This is a genomic window from Clostridium sp. chh4-2, from assembly GCF_002899675.1.
GTDB lineage: Bacteria > Bacillota > Clostridia > Lachnospirales > Lachnospiraceae > CHH4-2.
Genome location: NZ_PKUU01000005.1, coordinates 201,004 through 217,001 on the forward strand (window position 1 = coordinate 201,004; position 15,998 = coordinate 217,001).

General features: G+C 40.5%; 18 protein-coding genes and 1 tRNA gene. 16 read left to right on the forward strand and 3 right to left on the reverse strand.

Translation table 11 applies throughout. The annotated features are described in order from the left end of the window. Positions 1–11 precede the first annotated feature (11 nt). Together C0033_RS07280 and C0033_RS07285 are read right to left on the reverse strand one after the other, a co-directional pair. Positions 12–569 (reverse strand): sigma factor, encoded by a 558-nt coding sequence (locus tag C0033_RS07280; RefSeq protein ID WP_103227206.1) that lies wholly within the window; start codon positions 567–569, stop codon positions 12–14. A 50-nt stretch (positions 570–619) separates the two neighbouring features. Then, positions 620–691: transfer RNA gene (locus tag C0033_RS07285), tRNA-Gln, on the reverse strand. Between the two features lie 788 nt (positions 692–1,479). On the opposite strand from C0033_RS07285, the gene C0033_RS07290 reads away from it, so the two are divergent. From C0033_RS07290 to C0033_RS07350, 13 genes are all read left to right on the forward strand, one after another. Beyond that, positions 1,480–1,737: a hypothetical protein gene (locus C0033_RS07290; protein ID WP_103227207.1), complete on the forward strand. Its 258-nt coding sequence runs from the start codon at positions 1,480–1,482 to the stop codon at positions 1,735–1,737. Between the two features lie 74 nt (positions 1,738–1,811). Next, positions 1,812–4,451, forward strand: a complete 2,640-nt coding sequence (locus tag C0033_RS07295; RefSeq protein WP_103227208.1) for a hypothetical protein — start codon at positions 1,812–1,814, stop codon at positions 4,449–4,451. Further along, positions 4,438–5,307, forward strand: a complete 870-nt coding sequence (locus C0033_RS07300) for a hypothetical protein (protein ID WP_103227209.1) — start codon at positions 4,438–4,440, stop codon at positions 5,305–5,307. Before C0033_RS07295 ends, C0033_RS07300 begins: the two co-directional genes overlap by 14 nt. 121 nt (positions 5,308–5,428) lie before the next feature. Beyond that, complete coding sequence (locus tag C0033_RS07305) at positions 5,429–5,692, forward strand: phage holin family protein (protein ID WP_103227210.1); 264 nt, start codon at positions 5,429–5,431, stop codon at positions 5,690–5,692. A 46-nt stretch (positions 5,693–5,738) separates the two neighbouring features. Next, positions 5,739–6,131, forward strand: coding sequence for a hypothetical protein (locus tag C0033_RS07310; protein WP_103227211.1), 393 nt, complete (start codon positions 5,739–5,741; stop codon positions 6,129–6,131). A 9-nt stretch (positions 6,132–6,140) separates the two neighbouring features. Then, positions 6,141–7,133 carry a hypothetical protein gene (locus C0033_RS07315; RefSeq protein ID WP_103227212.1) on the forward strand — a complete coding sequence of 331 codons (993 nt, stop codon included), beginning with the start codon at positions 6,141–6,143 and terminating at the stop codon, positions 7,131–7,133. Positions 7,134–7,142: 9 nt separating this feature from the next. Beyond that, complete coding sequence (locus C0033_RS07320) at positions 7,143–7,622, forward strand: hypothetical protein (RefSeq protein ID WP_103227213.1); 480 nt, start codon at positions 7,143–7,145, stop codon at positions 7,620–7,622. A 114-nt stretch (positions 7,623–7,736) separates the two neighbouring features. Continuing rightward, entirely contained in the window at positions 7,737–8,459 is a 723-nt protein-coding gene (locus C0033_RS07325; protein WP_180994607.1) for a hypothetical protein, read from the forward strand. Positions 8,460–8,500: 41 nt separating this feature from the next. Beyond that, positions 8,501–9,238, forward strand: a complete 738-nt coding sequence (locus tag C0033_RS07330) for a hypothetical protein (protein WP_103227215.1) — start codon at positions 8,501–8,503, stop codon at positions 9,236–9,238. 136 nt (positions 9,239–9,374) lie between these two features. Then, positions 9,375–9,611: a hypothetical protein gene (locus C0033_RS07335; RefSeq protein ID WP_103227216.1), complete on the forward strand. Its 237-nt coding sequence runs from the start codon at positions 9,375–9,377 to the stop codon at positions 9,609–9,611. Between the two features lie 58 nt (positions 9,612–9,669). Continuing rightward, positions 9,670–10,170 carry a hypothetical protein gene (locus tag C0033_RS07340; RefSeq protein ID WP_180994608.1) on the forward strand — a complete coding sequence of 167 codons (501 nt, stop codon included), beginning with the start codon at positions 9,670–9,672 and terminating at the stop codon, positions 10,168–10,170. A gap of 72 nt (positions 10,171–10,242) precedes the next feature. Further along, the gene (locus C0033_RS07345) at positions 10,243–10,476 is read left to right on the forward strand and encodes a hypothetical protein (protein ID WP_103227218.1); all 234 of its coding nucleotides are present in this window, start codon (positions 10,243–10,245) and stop codon (positions 10,474–10,476) included. A 14-nt stretch (positions 10,477–10,490) separates the two neighbouring features. After that, positions 10,491–10,799, forward strand: a complete 309-nt coding sequence (locus C0033_RS07350) for a hypothetical protein (protein ID WP_103227219.1) — start codon at positions 10,491–10,493, stop codon at positions 10,797–10,799. A 90-nt stretch (positions 10,800–10,889) separates the two neighbouring features. Here C0033_RS07350 and C0033_RS07355 read toward each other — a convergent pair whose 3' ends face one another. Further along, positions 10,890–11,486, reverse strand: coding sequence for a helix-turn-helix transcriptional regulator (locus tag C0033_RS07355; protein ID WP_180994609.1), 597 nt, complete (start codon positions 11,484–11,486; stop codon positions 10,890–10,892). Between the two features lie 253 nt (positions 11,487–11,739). Between C0033_RS07355 and C0033_RS07360 the strand changes: the two genes are divergently transcribed. From C0033_RS07360 to C0033_RS07365, 3 genes are all read left to right on the forward strand, one after another. Beyond that, complete coding sequence (locus C0033_RS07360) at positions 11,740–12,447, forward strand: hypothetical protein (protein WP_103227221.1); 708 nt, start codon at positions 11,740–11,742, stop codon at positions 12,445–12,447. Positions 12,448–12,458: 11 nt separating this feature from the next. Then, complete coding sequence (locus C0033_RS26905; protein WP_180994610.1) at positions 12,459–12,605, forward strand: hypothetical protein; 147 nt, start codon at positions 12,459–12,461, stop codon at positions 12,603–12,605. Between the two features lie 180 nt (positions 12,606–12,785). Further along, complete coding sequence (locus C0033_RS07365; RefSeq protein WP_103227222.1) at positions 12,786–14,996, forward strand: phage tail tape measure protein; 2,211 nt, start codon at positions 12,786–12,788, stop codon at positions 14,994–14,996. Positions 14,997–15,998: the final 1,002 nt, after the last annotated feature.

A 15,998-nucleotide genomic window follows, 5' to 3' on the forward strand; every position in this document is an offset into this window, starting at 1 on the left:
ACATACCCCCATTAAAATAATATAGATATATTCTCATAAGAACGGATCGCGGCCATGTGATCCGCATATTCTTTTTCTTTCATATGTAATTGCTCCCGAATCTCAGGCGGAGCATATCCTTCCATCAATAATTCCACAATTCTTCTCTGCTTTTTAGACAGGTTTTCAAGATACTTTTCTGTTTTTTCATCATTTGGTATTCCTGCTTCTTCCAATAACTCGTTTTCCAGATCAAAATCAGATGCGATCAGCTCGCCAATTGTTCCCCCCTCCTCTTCCCCAACCGGTTCGTCCATAGAAATTGTGTTTCTGTCCGCCCTCCTCTTCTCCCTGTTCCGTTTCGTTATCTCCGTCTTAATCTTATTGGACAGACAGGAATATAAAAAGCCTTCAAAGCTCTGTTTGCTGTCATATTTCCTCAATACATCGACAAATACTTCATTGGCCAGGCTGTAAAAATCATCATAATCCTTGGTCGTTATCCCTCCGTATCTATATAAAATCTTATCTACCGTTTTATGCAGACGAACTGCATTGTCCACATAGTAGAACTCTAATTTATCCTGCATTGTAGTGATCCACCTTTCCTGATTTACTGATTTTTTGTACAAAAATAAAACAGCCCATGCGGGATTTGCACCTGCAGATGTACGAGTCAAAGTCGTATGCCTTACTGCTTGGCCAATGGGCTGGAAAACTCACTTAAATCAACAACTTATAATGGTGTTATTATTCAGAGACCTGGTAAATTGCTAATGCCCTGCAAAGTCACAGGAAAGTTCCTGCATACTGCCAAAACCGGAACGGACGGCAGAAACCACCGGGACTGTGAATAGTAATATAATGGAATATATTGGCAGAAAACCGGAATTCACTTGACTAGTTATAAACTATTTGTGATAATAAGTGGAGTATAGTTTTCCGCTATGCTAGGTGCGACTCATCCCGATGTGCTGGAACACGTTTGAGGGATGGGTCGTTTTTCTTTTACACCTTAATTATACAGAGAACACATGTTCTTGTCAATCCCTTGTTCGAACGTATGTTCTGTTTTTGCAAATTTTAATTATCTGCCCTCTCCGAAAATCCAGTAAAATCCAGTACTGTCTTCCTTTAAACCCGGCTTTTTCTACTGTTTTATCCTGAAATCCAATGATTTTTCCATGATTTTCTTTCCTTCTTCTTACTTTCAAAACACTTTTTTCTTCCGAACACGATCCGCCAATCCTGTTTTTTTAAATCTCTTTCATCATTTATTTAATCGAAACCGTTAATCCTGCATTTTCCAATCTGTCTCTGTCATATCATTCATTTTTCCTCACAGCAAATTCACTTTTACAAAAACTAAACCTCCAAACCGAGAAGTAATCAGTGTGACCTATACACGTTCCAACCACATCGGAACTTCTTTTCATAAATGTCATAAATGTCGAAAATGCCCGGACAGCATTTTTCAAAACATAATAGGAGGAAATAAAAATGAAAAAGAACACAAAAAGAACAGCTCTCTCCACACCTGACACACCGGCTCGCAGCATCGCCAATCCGGCCCGCCCTCTAACACGGGAAGAACGCCATAAAACATTTGGCGGATTTCTATATGAAGCGGATTTTAACACGGAATATAAAGGAAATGCGTCGCAGGACGGCTCCACAATCGCCAACCGCATAGCATCCAGCATGCGTTTTGACGAGACATACGCCAACAGACAGGTCATTTGGCAGACTCAGTGGTAATCCGATTTACACCATGAGGATCTTTTTAGAAATAACACGAATAATTGCCTGAAGTTGAAGTGGAGGAAATCAAAATGGATAAAACACAGTACACGCTGATCAAACTGCCGGTTAAGGAAATACTGAGCCAAAACTATCAAGTAACGCTCACCCGTGATTATGAAATACAGAATGAATATCTGATAGCCCAAAGCTCTTCTCTCCTGTTCGACCAGATATTGAGACTGCGCAAAACTGCAAAAATCAATCCCCATATCGGGGAAGTCATCTTAGTGGTAGCTAAAAAAGAGCAGAAAGAGGAAAAAGTCAGCCAGCTAAAGCGGCTGTTACGCGAAGGATTTACTTATAACGGCGTTCATTATTCCAGGTTCGGCAAATCCGCTTCCCAGGGAAAACAGGGGATTACCGCCTTTGTGTGCGACGATATTTTTGATGAATTATATAGGATTACCCAGATGGACATTCCCATAGAAGAATGCGTGATTTCCAAATATGAAGCTCAGAGATGCCTTCCGTTCAGTTCCTGCACCATCGTTCCGGATTACGTTCCGAATATTGTGATTATCGGAGAATATGAAAAAACTCTGAACCATCAGTTCATCAAATATGTGGTGGAAAAAGAGCGGGAATTTAAAAACAGTGAAACAGGCGAAAGCGGCGTCTATAACAGCCGGGAAATTGAAGAGGGATATAAGGATTTAAACCTTTCCCCCTTTGACGGGTGCGGGTGCCATGAAAAAGATTTCATGATAAAAGTTCAAACGGCTCTAGATTTGGACTATTCTCCCATTGGAACCCAGATCCGGATGCCGTTTATAAAGGGCTATTCCGTCTATGTGCCCTTCAAAGAGATTCTGCATGAATGGGGATATGAATTTATTACCGATATTTACGGAAAACAGCACAGGATCGACGAAATCGATTGTATCTGGAACACGTCCATGTTTAAAGGTCATAAGATATTCAAAGAAACATACGGAAATGACGCGTGGGACAACTATATTAAAACCGTACATAAGTATCATTTTACACTGGGAATCAGTAAATACAGCCATCATGTGAAAAATCTCACGAAAAAAATACGCACCAATTTTCAGTATCTTCAATGCCTGGATTTATGGAATCCAAACTACATTGATTACTATGAAAACGGAGAGATTGGGGCCTACGATATCCTGTCCCAGGAAAATAAGGGGAAAGTGATCTCAATCGCGGAATATACCACAAACCTGTTTGAAAAAATAATCTCCGGCGAGAAATTTTACACCTATAAATTTATGGGAATCAACGATACCGAGAACTACGAACCGGAAAGCACCTACCTGCAGGCCGCCCTCATCAATGACGCAATGCTGAAAGACCCGGCAGTCAAACAGTTCATTTACCGCAAATTGAAAAAAGCCATCGATGAGGCGAAAGTGGGAAAAATCTATGCCGACGGATTTTATCACACCATTGTCGGCGATATGATCGGGTATCTTCAATATGCCGCCGGCGAAGATCCGGTGGGTTGCCTGAAAGCCCATGAATTTTTTTGTGAAACGATGGAAAAAGGGGATTGTCTGTCCTTCCGTTCTCCGCTGGTGGACCAGTCCGAAGTCAATCAGGTTAAAATCGTGAGCAATGAGATCACCGACAGATGGTTTTCCTATTTTAAAGACCAGGATGTTGTGATGTTAAATATGTACGACCTCTCCCTTCCCCAACAGGGAGGGGCCGACTGCGACGGGGATATCGTGTTCCTCTGCAATGAACCGACAATCGTGAAATCCAGAATTAATAAGCCGGTTATCATTGATATCAACGATAAAGCCATGGCGGTACCTCAAAAATACACCAAAGAAAATATCATTGAATACGAGCTGATGACCCGGGACAGCCGGATCGGAGAAATCACCAATGCGGCAACCAGCATCGAAAACCGTTACGTGACTGAGGAAGAGGTCAAAACCCTGTTTTCCGATTATTCCAGTTTGCTGCGCATTCTTCAGGGTAAGGAAATCGACTATTTAAAAACAGGGTTACGGTGGAATATTCCGCAAAAGATCAAACGTCAGTCCAAACAGCTGCCCTATTTTCTGCTTTACAATTATCCACAGAAGATGAAAACTTATCAGACATTGGCCGAAAAAAACAAAGCCATACCGGATAAGAAGAATAAAGTGAAATTAAACGCCTACCACTCCCCCTCCCCTTTAAATGAACTGTGCGACTATATCTGCACATGGGAAAAGAAGCACATTCTATGGGCAAACCAGATTGAGGGCCTTATGGATTCCCGCCGTCTCGTGGTTAACAATACGCTGAACCTGACCAACAGGGCGGTAATCAGAGTATGCAGGCGGTATATCAACGATTTCGCCCAGGAACTCAAACGGCACATGAATTTAAAAAGTGAAAATCCTGACGATAAGGATTACAGCTTCCGTTTGGAAACCATTTCAGAGGAATTTAAGAGTAAACTTCTCTGCGAGCTGGCCCTTCCCGAGGAAACCATCGCCAATTACGTGATAAGCTGCTCCTATACCAGTATGTCCATCAGCAAGTCCCTGGCCTGGTCCGCGTTCGGTAATTACATCCTTAAAAATCTAAGAAATAATACGGATTCTGAAAAAATGGTCCGCATAAAAGAAGTTCCCTCAAAAACCAACGGTTCCTACGAATACTTAGGCAAATATTACGAATTTGAAGAAGGTGGCAATGATCTGCAATAATACCGGAATTTATCTGTATGAACTGATAGAAGATTATAAAGAAGCCGGAACATTGGAAGAAAAGGCGGAAATTTTTAAGTTGTTCTGCTCTTCCATCTGGTCCTGTGATAATAAAAGGCGTATCTACACGAAAACCATTCATTTTACTATACGAAACGATTTACTGGAAACAGACCTGGGGCGGCTTTTCAGCTCCTGGTCTTCCATTGAATACAATTATTATAAATCCGTGACTGAAACGGAAAACTGGTATGACCTGATACGTCAGAAGATCAATAACATCTACACCAGATATTTTGACAGCGACGTGATCCTTGGAAAAGAATATATGGACCTGCTTAAAACGCCCAAAAACTTATACTACGAATGGATCTCAGGAACCGGTCTGAGCAGGGACGGGGCAAACGCCTTAATTAATGAAGCGATGGACAAAGCACAAAAAATGAAGGAAAAACTGCAGAGGCAAAAGATGTCCCTGCCCTGGAACGAATACAAAAGTCTTATGGAAACATTTTTGCTCAAAATACTGGATAACTGTAAATTGATCGGGGATTACGAAACGAAAACATCCGTGCCGACCCGGCTGGATTTCCTGACAGAGGATCATTTTTACGTCAAATACATCAACTGCTGCCTGGACGGCGAAATCCGCAAATGGCAGAAGAAATATTACGGCCTCCCCCAAAACACGAGAAAACAATACGGCCGGTGTATGGACTGCGGCTGCCTGTACATTCAAAAGGCCAGAAATCAAAAAAGATGCGGAGAATGCCAACACAGATATAACAGAAAAAACAAGACGGCTAAGCAGAAATTATACCGTGTGGAAAAGCTGAAAATCCCCGCCGGGCCTTGAAATCCCTGCGTTTCCCCCATTTTTCTGCGTGTATATATCAAGTATGGAAATACAAGTAACCGGCGGCATCTAAGCTTCGGGTGCCTGCCGGTTTCCCTATAAAAATTATGGAGGTACAATTATGGATTTGAGTTATATTGGACAGATGTATGTTCCGATCGTGATGGCGGCCTGCCTGGTTATCGGATACTGCATCAAACACATTTCCTGGCTGGACAAGGTCAGCAATCAATACATCCCCACCCTGTTGGCCGTGGCCGGAGCTGTATTAACCTGTATCGACGCAGGAAATGTTTCTTTACATTATATCGTGGCCGGAGCCGTTACCGGGCTGGCTAGCACAGGATTATATGAGGCGTTTCGAAACTTAATAGAAAAAAAGTAACGGTTCGGAACATTTACAGACAATAAAATCATGGAGGAATGACAGGATGAAACATACGCAGGCTGCTGAAATTATTGATAATTTTGAATCCACATTTGCAGATAAGCGCCCAATTCCGGAAACGCTGGAACTGATCTGGTTAAAGAAAGCCGTCAGCCGCTTTTCGGTTGAATTAAAGCCATTGGTTTTCGATGAAGAGATTCTGGAATTTGATACCGAACTGAGTCCATATGAAATCGACATTCTGGCTGAATTTATGAAGCAGCTCTATCAGGAACGCCAGGTTTCTTTCATTAATAAGCACATGAGCGTCGAGACGAAGGATATAAGCATTGATAAATACAACGGCGGAAAGAAAGCCGTAAAGGCAGAACTGGATTATATAACGAATAAGACGAATGACATGATTAACAAGCAAAAAGCGCTGTCGCAGGTCTAGGAGGTCTTTATGAAAGAATGGTATTTAATGACCTCTAATGCGGATCAAAACCCTTTAGGGGGATATGAAAATGATTTATTTTCTGAAATATTGGAAACCGGCATCGCTTCCGACGGGGTGCTGTATAACTGCGATCTGTCCGTCGGCCGGAAAATCAGATGTATGATACAGGGAAACACCGCCGACAGCCGCTTAAAATCTATAGAACGGACCGGCCTGTTTTATCCGGGAACCGTAAAAGCGGGCATGTATCTGTTCTATGACAACAGGTACTGGCTTATCACCGGCTATCCCGGAACAAACGGAATCTATGAAAAAGCCGTCCTTTTCCTATGCCAATACAAGCTCAAATGGCAAAACAGCTCGGGAGCCATCGTGGAACGCTGGTGCAGCGGGACTTTTGAAGGCAACGAAGAATCCGGCGAAATTATAACCGATTCCATGATCCTTTCCTCCAATACCTACTCCCTGCTTCTGCCAAATGACAGCGAATGTCTGAAGCTGGAAGGCAAACGGGTGTTTATCGATAAAAGAGAAAACGCACCCCAAAAAGTATATAAAATCACCCGGATCGACGACATTTTGTGCGATTACGGAACTGAGCACGGGGGCATTTTCAAAGCCACCGCTGAGAAAAGAGAATTTAATCCAATTACCGATAATCAGGAACTGGGAATCTGCGGCTACCGCGCTCCCGATCCCAAGCCTGATCCCGGCGCACGTCCCGACACCAATATTACCGCATCCATTGACGGCGATCTCTCCATAAAAGTCGGGCGCGCCGCTTCCTATGCAGCGTGCTTCACAGATGAATCGGGCAATCCACTTACCAATCTGAGCGCGGATTGGAACGTTATCTGCGATTACGAAGTGAACCGGCATGTCGAGGACAACACCATTATACTGGAAATCAACGATGAAAATGCCGTCGGTTCCACTCTGATCTTACAACTTTCCAATTACAATTATGAAATGGAAATCACCATAGAAAGTCTTTATTAAGGAGGACCAATGGATTCAGTCTTAAAAGATGTAGGAGCATATAAAAACAGGATACTCTCTCTTTTTATCAATTCCCCGGAGATTATTTCCCTGCTGCTCAATGATAATTTAACCGATGATAACGTGGAAAATCTGGTATACAGCCAGATTTTCCCCTATCTATATGTCAATGAAACTCAAACCGACCAACTTTCCTATCTTTGCATTGAAGTGGAAGTGCCGAGGGTGCCCACGAAAATGATAAAGGATATGAAAATCATTGTATGGGCGTACTGCCACAAAGGAATCATGAAATATTCCAAAAAAGACTATCTCGGAACCAGAGCCGACATTCTGGCTGATATGGCAGACCAATGCCTTACGGGTTCCGACAGTTTTGGAATCGGACGCCCGTCTCTGGAATCCGTCACTTATTTTTTCCCAAACGATAAGTATTACGGCCGCCAGCTCATCTATACGATGCCGGAATTCAAAGTGAAAAGCAGGTGATTTATTACGAAATTAGATTATTTTTCCCTGCTGAGCTATGAACCGGTGACCATTCCCAATGTTGGAAGCGTCAAATCTCCGCTTCTGAAAGAGATCGCCAAAATCACGTTTTCGATGTACAACACCTACTTAAATTTTCTGTCGTTAGATATCGATTCTTATTTTAAATCACTCGATGGAATTAACGACGGGCAGTTTAAATTGTATGCCGAGGACGAACTGTCTCTGCTCAGAAGGCTGAAAGAGGAATACTGGAAACTGCCGCCTGAGGACCAAAAAGACTTGTCCTTTTGGGATTTAGCACAGTTTGATAAAATGACGCTGAGCACCATACTGGGCGCTTTACGGTTCTTCTTCGCTGATGAAATAACATATGACCCCCAGGAAAATGCATTTCTCCTGTATAACGGCTCTGTGAACGAGGAAAATGAAAAGCTTGTCACAGGCTGTATCCACAGAGAAAATTATAATGATGTCATCAATGTTATTTTGCAGCTTAACGGAATCTCTAAAAGCGATTCGGAATCCCAGCCGGTCAAAATCAAAAATAAGACGGCTGAGAAACTGCTGATCCGGATGGAACAGGCTAAAAAGTCAAAAAGTTTCAAGGAGAGAAGCAAGATGGAGCTTCCGAATCTGATCTCCGCTCTCGCTTCCCGCCATTCCAGCATTAACATGACCAACATTTGGGATCTGACCGTATATCAGCTGTACGACCAGTTTAAAAGACAGCGCTATCTGGATTCCTACGAAATCCAGGCCATGAACGTGGCAGCATGGGGCGATTCTGACGGTAAATTTAAAGAAACACTATGGTTTGAGCCAATTGACAACTAACAACTGAATAACAATCATTTTATATCAAGGAGGATTTTTTTATGGCAAACATTAATAAAGCGAACAGACAGGTATGCGACGTTGATATCAGAGTATTAAAGACAATGGAACCTTTCTTATTCTTCGATACAGCCAATACAACAACCGCAGGCTTTTCAGCCGAAGATACTTATGCAAAAGCAAAGGGCGCTAATAAGATCGCATTTACCAATCCTATGGAAGGCACTATGACCATCGAGGCCCAGGTGGCGCCGTTCAAATTATACGCTCTTTTATCAGACGGAACCATCGAAACATCTGCTGTAATCGCTAAAAAGGAAACGGTTAAATGCGAAACAGCCGGTTCTCTCACACTTCCGGCCGGAGCAAAGGCAGGAACCGTCTTCGTTTATGCGGCAGGCGACTTCGCCGGAACCGAAATCAAAGGTACATACAGCGGCGACAAATTCACAGCCACAACGGCTGACGAAATTGCAGTTGGTTCAAGCTATGAAGTGGGCTATCTGGTTTCCAAATCCGAAGGAGTTCAGAAAATCGCATTCAACAACAAACGCAATCCATTAGACTACTACATTACAATGAATACGGTTGAGAAGGACGAATCCGGCGTCTTAACTCCATATATCATCACAGCTTACAAAGCAAAACCACAGAAATCCTTAGATCTGTCATTTTCATCTGAAGGAGATCCTGCATCCGTTACCATCACATTCTCCGTATTGGAAGACAAAGACGGCAATGTAATCGATATGGTTGAGCTGGAAGACGAAGCTGAATAAATAACATAACGGGCAGCCGCAAGGCTGCTCCCTTCTAATTGTATTGTATTTTTATGTGAGCTTGAGGTAAGCGCTTTTACAATACATTTGTCAAAGACCGCTTACCTCTTTTTTTACAACCAAAGGAGACCTTAAATTGAACATATTCAAAACTTTAGAAGAGGTATATGAATGCTATGGCGAAAATACGATCGTTCCGATCACGTCATTAAAGCAGATTATTTTCTATACCAGCCACAAAATACAGCCCAAATGGATCTGCGAAAGCGCAAATAATGAAGGTCATATCTGCTGCTATTTCCACAAAGGCGAAACGAAAAAATTATATCTCGAATGGCAGAAACGAAGGCCCGGCACGGAATCCGGCCTGTAGCTTCGTTTTCCACCGGGCCGGCAGAAAGGGCGGGTGCAGATGAGTGAATGAAATTAACATGCTGACTCAAGTTAATTTTTCTTCTTTTATTGTAGACATCTTCATTGTATTAATCGGATTAAAATACGCCTGGGCAGTATTAGAGTGGTTTACCACAAAAATAGGACTGGAATTCAAGTCCACAAGAAAAAAGAGGGAAGAACACGAACTGATAATCAGCATAGCCAAACGATTGGAATATCTTGAAAATCAGCGGGAAATGGACGTACAACATTCGATCCGGCACGACAAGGAATTAAAAGACGGGCTGGAGAAACTGACGGAAATGGTAATTGATAAAAATGTGGAAGACATGCGGTGGGAAATCCTGGATTTTGCTTCGGCACTTACCGCCGGCAGAAACTTCAGCAAAGAACAATTCGACCATGTGATTGGCACACACAATAAATACGAAGAATACATTTTGGAAAATAAACGCTCAAACGGACAGGTGACCAATTCCATGGATATTATAAATCAATGCTATAAAGAAAAAATGAAGCTTGGCTTCTATAAATAGGATTTCAGATCGGCAGCAAAACAAACTGTATCAATATAAAAACATAGTACAATTAGTGAAGGAGATTTTATTATGACAGAGTGGTTAAAAAACAGAAAAGAAATGAAAGAATTAAAAGCAGCAAAATTAAGATATGAAGTGATTATTTTAAGCAAGATCTACGAAGTGATTCAGCTGCTGGACGGCTCTATCGACACTTCCGCCCTTATGGAAATGGCTGAAAAGATGAAGGGATTGGATCAGGATGCTTTCGTTAAAACCCTGAGTGAAATGATCCATAATGATACTTCCAACGAAACGGACTGAGCATGGCGGCCGTTATGATTAAAAACAGTTCGGAACTCAATAAACAATTAGATGATAAAGTACAGACGGCTTTAAAATATACACAGGAAGTGATTGACCAATGCGTTCAGGACGCTGCTAATGAATATTATCATGAAAATGTGATGGGAAACCGGAAAGTGCTGACGGAGCACTTGGCGTCCATTGTGTCGGCTTCGGTTATCAAAAAAGAGAGTTTCGATAAAGAATTGGCTGACTTCGTGCTCATGGAATTGGGCGGAGAAGACGGGATTATGGAACTTTTAAAAAGTAAATTACGTGAGGCCGGATTGACTGTAAAATAAACGGCCAAAACACCAGAGCATACCGCAGACGATCTGCACATGCCCTGGGATTGGCGCCTATAGGTGCGCCTACAGCCACACCTATTATTTTCAATCGAAGAAACTGTCGATGAACTGTTTATTATTCATCTCTTCCACATCCGTATAAACCTGCTTCTGGATAGCATTTAACAAGTTTTTCATATTCTTGCCTTCAATATAATGCAGCTCTTTATTATAATACAAAAACATATGATAAAAATCATAAAAACGGTATCCATCCTCAGGAGTATAGGGTTCCTGCTGATGTGCAAAAATAACAGAATTACCGTCCTCTTTTTTCAGAAAATAGATTCCGCCAAAGCTTCCATACTCTTCATCCGCAAACTCCTCGGCAGGTATATTATAAAAATTTTGAACATGCGCAGCCACTTTTTCATGCCATTTGATCTGATTACAGATTTCTTCATCCTCATTTAACTTCCAGGATACCTCATTTTTTTGAGTCTTAACAATTAAAGTTTCTATAAACAGATCATATTCCGTTATATCTAAAGGTGCATTACAAAGCGTTTCCAACTGCACCCCAAGATACCTGGCAACTTTCAATGCATACAGCACGGACGGAATCGTTGTGTTCCATTTGGATACGGTTGATACCGGAATTTCTAAATCTTCGGATAATTTTAGCAGCGTCAAGCTACGCATTTTACATAAATATCGGATATTATCCAGTAAAAAAGGGATAGTTTCTTTTTCTTTCAATTTTATGCCACCTCTCCTATTGACATTTTTGGCGTTCTACAGTATATTGATCACAAGGAAATACCAAATATGATATTTTTTATCATATTTTTTCATTCCATATATGGAATCATTGATTTTTCATATCATATTTGGTCTTTTCTCCTTTGTAATATTGTATCACATTTTAAAGTATTGTTCAATCAGGAGGTAAAAGATGAAAGGAAACATTACAAATGCTGAGCCTTCAGCAAACGCCATTACAAACGCAATTGCCACAGTCGTATCCCTTTTCAATAACATTGGTCTGCCGGCTGAAGCTGCCACAATGAAACACACCATGCTCTCTTTTTATAAATCCAATGACATGGTCAGTTTCATGACGGAATACCTTAGATACAAATTTCTGTTTCAAACCTTTTGGCGATTCCCAAATTTCGCCTCTCAATTGCTTTATGAGATAAGCATTTTACCTTTTAATTCGGATGAGAAGGCAATTGTAGCTTCTTCTATCCTTCCTGATTTGAAACAGCATCATTATAAAAAAGCCCTGGAACTTCTGTACTCTTACGATTTTCCGGTTGCCAAAGCTTTATATATTGAGACATTTAGCATGGGCTCGTCAAATTGCATGATTAAAATATTGGAAAAAGATGAGCCAAACCAGGCATTTTCGAATGTATTTTTAAAAGTTGCTTCCTGTATTGATAAAATCCAAATAACGGATTGGACTTTTTACCCCTATACGGATTCAAAAGCTATTTACCGCATGTTTAACAGATATTTATCCGATCACAATTTTTCTATCTTGCCAAATGGCTTAACAAACGTTGTGGAAATATCCGATCAGGAGGAACCCGCCTATTGTGTGGGAAGCACCTGCATGTATACAAATACTTATATCAAAAAAGCAATCATACTTTAAAGGAGGCTTTTATGGGACTGATTCGAATTGTGGTGATCGATATTACTAAAGTGCTTGGATCGGAAGTATATGATGAGGTGATCATACCCGTGGAAGATGCCGCCGATTACATATTAAACTATACGGATATGAAGAGATTCCGGTTTATCACCATCTAAAACATAGGCTCTTCTATCAGGTATCTAAATTAAGAGACGTATCACAGCGTCTCTTTTTTGTTGCCACGTAATTGTTCAGTACCCTCACAATTAAAGTTTTATTACGGTCAGCGCAGTAAATGCGCAGACCTACTGAACAGTTACGTTACCACAACTAAGAAAGGAACGTGATTCAATATCGTGAATGATTTTAAAGTATTAATAGAGGCGGTCCTGGATAAAGCAAAATTGTCTAAGGACATTCAGAATGTACAAAAGCTGGTGAATTCTAAAAAGGTCGCTTTGAAAGTCAATATAGACCAGGCAAATTTGCGGAAAGATATAACAAAAATATCCGGCAGCCTGGCGAAAAGCTTTAGTAAAAAAATAAAGCTGAATATTGACTCTCAAGAAGTTTTAACCGCCGTAAAAAACATCTGTAAGGAACAGGAAAAGCTTAATAAAAACCCGGGAACTCCAGCGATAAGTGAACAGGTAAAATATTACAGCCGTATTCAAGAGAACTTAAAAAATATTTATGAATTATCAAAAAGGCTTCCTGCCGCCAGTAAAACTGAAACATCAGAGATTGAAAGACAAATTAATCTTCTGAAGGATCGGAATACTTATAGTTCCAAACAATTAAGTAAAAAAGGACTAAAGGACGAAACACTGGACTGGGAAATCGGCCGATTAGATGTTCTCATTAAAAAGAGACAAGAAATTACTAACCCGAAAAAAGCCTCGCCATCAAATACTGCCTCTAATCAAGCGGAAATAGACGCGATCGACAAAGAAGCCGATTTATTAAGCAGAATTTTATTATTAAGAAAGCAGTTAGCTCAAAACGCTGCTGCCGGAAATACAAGTGTAGTCTCTTCACTCAATCATCAATTGGAAGCTGAACAAAAAAAATATAATTCAACCTACAGAAATTCTTCACCAACAAAGGATTTGGTTAATTCCCAGTCACAACTGGATAACTTAAATGCAGCGATTAAATCAGCACAATCCGGTATTACAAATTTAGGTCTAAAATGGAGTTCACTAAAAAAAAATCCGGAACTAGCCGCAGAATTTGAACAGCTGGTCACTGCGTCCCGCTCACTGTCAACAGCCGAAGATCTAAGCAGCTTTAATAAGCAAGTCGATGCCTTTAAAGATAAAGTTAAGGCAGCCAACCTGGCAACTAAAGATTGGGGCGGCGCCCTAAAAAATACTGTTTCTAAAATCAGCAATGTGATGGGAATAAATTCCATTGTAAGTTTTGCTGTCCAACAAATCAAAAAGTCAATTTTAGAATTAAAGGAAGTCGACGCAGCTTTAACCAGAATCTCTATTTCAACTAACCGGACGAAAAATTCCTTGGAAGCCCTTGGTATATCTGCCATCAATATCGCAGGCAAATATGGGGTATCATCTACCAGCTATTTAAATACTGTACTTGAAATGGCCCAAGCAGGATTTAATAATATCCAGTCAGAAAAACTTGCCGAATTATCAATTTTGGCTCAATCTGCTGGTAACATGACCACGGATCTGGCCAACAGCTATTTAATTGCATCCGATGCTGCCTATAAATATCATGGCAATGCCCAAAAACTAAATGCCCTATTAGATTCTCAAAATCAGGTCACCAACCGAAACGCCATCAGCTTTACAGAATTAGCCAACGCCACAAAAGCAGCTGCCAGCCAATTAGCCAATATGGGTATTGACGAAAATGAATTAACCGCATTGCTTGGTACTGGTATATCCGCTTCTCATAAATCTGGGGAAGACGTAGGAAATGCAGTCACAGGCATTATGATGAATCTCCAGCAGGTTTCAGGGCAAACCGGTTCCGGCGAAATTATCAATGAGGAAGCGTTGAAAAAAGCCGAGGAAAGGTGCCACAGCGTTGGCATAGAGCTGGAGTACATGAAAAATGGCATCACCCAACTGCGCGATCCCATAGAAGTGCTTAAAGAGCTTGCAGATGTTTATAACTCTCTGCCGGAAGGAGGCGGTGAACGGGCTGGTATTATCCAGGATATTGGAGGGCCCGGCGGTGATGTGTTAAGCTCGATTCTGGGCAATTGGGACAGTTATGAAAAAATGCTTTCTGATACAGGAAGTGCCGAAGGTTCCGCTTTAAAGGATGCAATGGAGGTAGCTAATTCCTGGGAACTTTCACTAAATCGTCTTAACAATACATGGACTAGTATTGTTGCTAGCCTTGGTGCTTCTGATGGAATAGTTACATGTATTAATACTTTAAATTCACTGCTGGAAGTCATAAATAAACTTACATCATCACTTGGGTCTGTAGGATCACTTGGAGCCATTGGCGGATTAATTACCAGTAAATTAGGTATTGGTGGATTCAATCTCAAAATATTGTACTGCGCCCACTCTCTAAAAGTTACATAATAATGCCATGTAATCAACTAGGGAGAGCATTCTTATAGAATGGATACCATTGTTTTTAACAAAAAAACCGAATATGCGGGGAACCCTAAAGGCTATTCAATTCCACACTATTTTGGAAACGAAGTAGAATGGTGCCGAAAGGCAGAAAAAAACAGAATAGTATGTTATAAGCTGAAATATGCTAAGTAACAATTTATGCCTTAGTGATTCGTTATTAACGTTCATAAAAGGGAATGGGTAATCAATAGGTAGGATCTTAAATTGGGGATCTGAACGCAGGGAAAGGCTAAGTTCAATACGAATAGAAAGCGAGAATGTAATCTCGTGAAGCCTTAACCCCCAACGACTGACAAGGTTTGGCTACATATAGGCGAAATTATATGTATGCTGTGATATACAGTCTGACCCTTGGGAAACCAAGTTCATTACATATTAATATTATAGACGACTTGCTAAAACGGAATAATGTTAATGAAAACGAAGCTATCCTACAAGCCGGATGGATGATAGAAAGGCTTGGAATAAGTAATCAAAAACTATCTGAATATTTTACATAGATTGCCATTATATTTCTTCACGCAATAGAATATAATTCCAATTAATGTATATTTATTTGTGAGTTTTATTATATATGTAGAGTACAATGATTTTATATGTCGTTATCATAAGTAAATTATACAAAGGATATACTATATGGAGAAACAATTATCTTTTCAAATACCTGATTCGGAAAATAGAGAAATATTAAATTAGGATAAGGGGAATTATGAAAAAATAGTATATAAAGTAGCAAAATGGGGAATTGATGATAATAGACCTTTTGGGGGTTCTTATAACGAATACTTTTCATCCTGAAGAAAAAAGAGTCCTGATAAATAATGAATTTTCAATAAATATTAGAGATTTAAATCTTGATGATATACATGCATATATTTCATTAACAACTAAGATAGATTAAGCAACGGATAATAAACCATTCTATTTGTTTATTGAAGTTTCCGC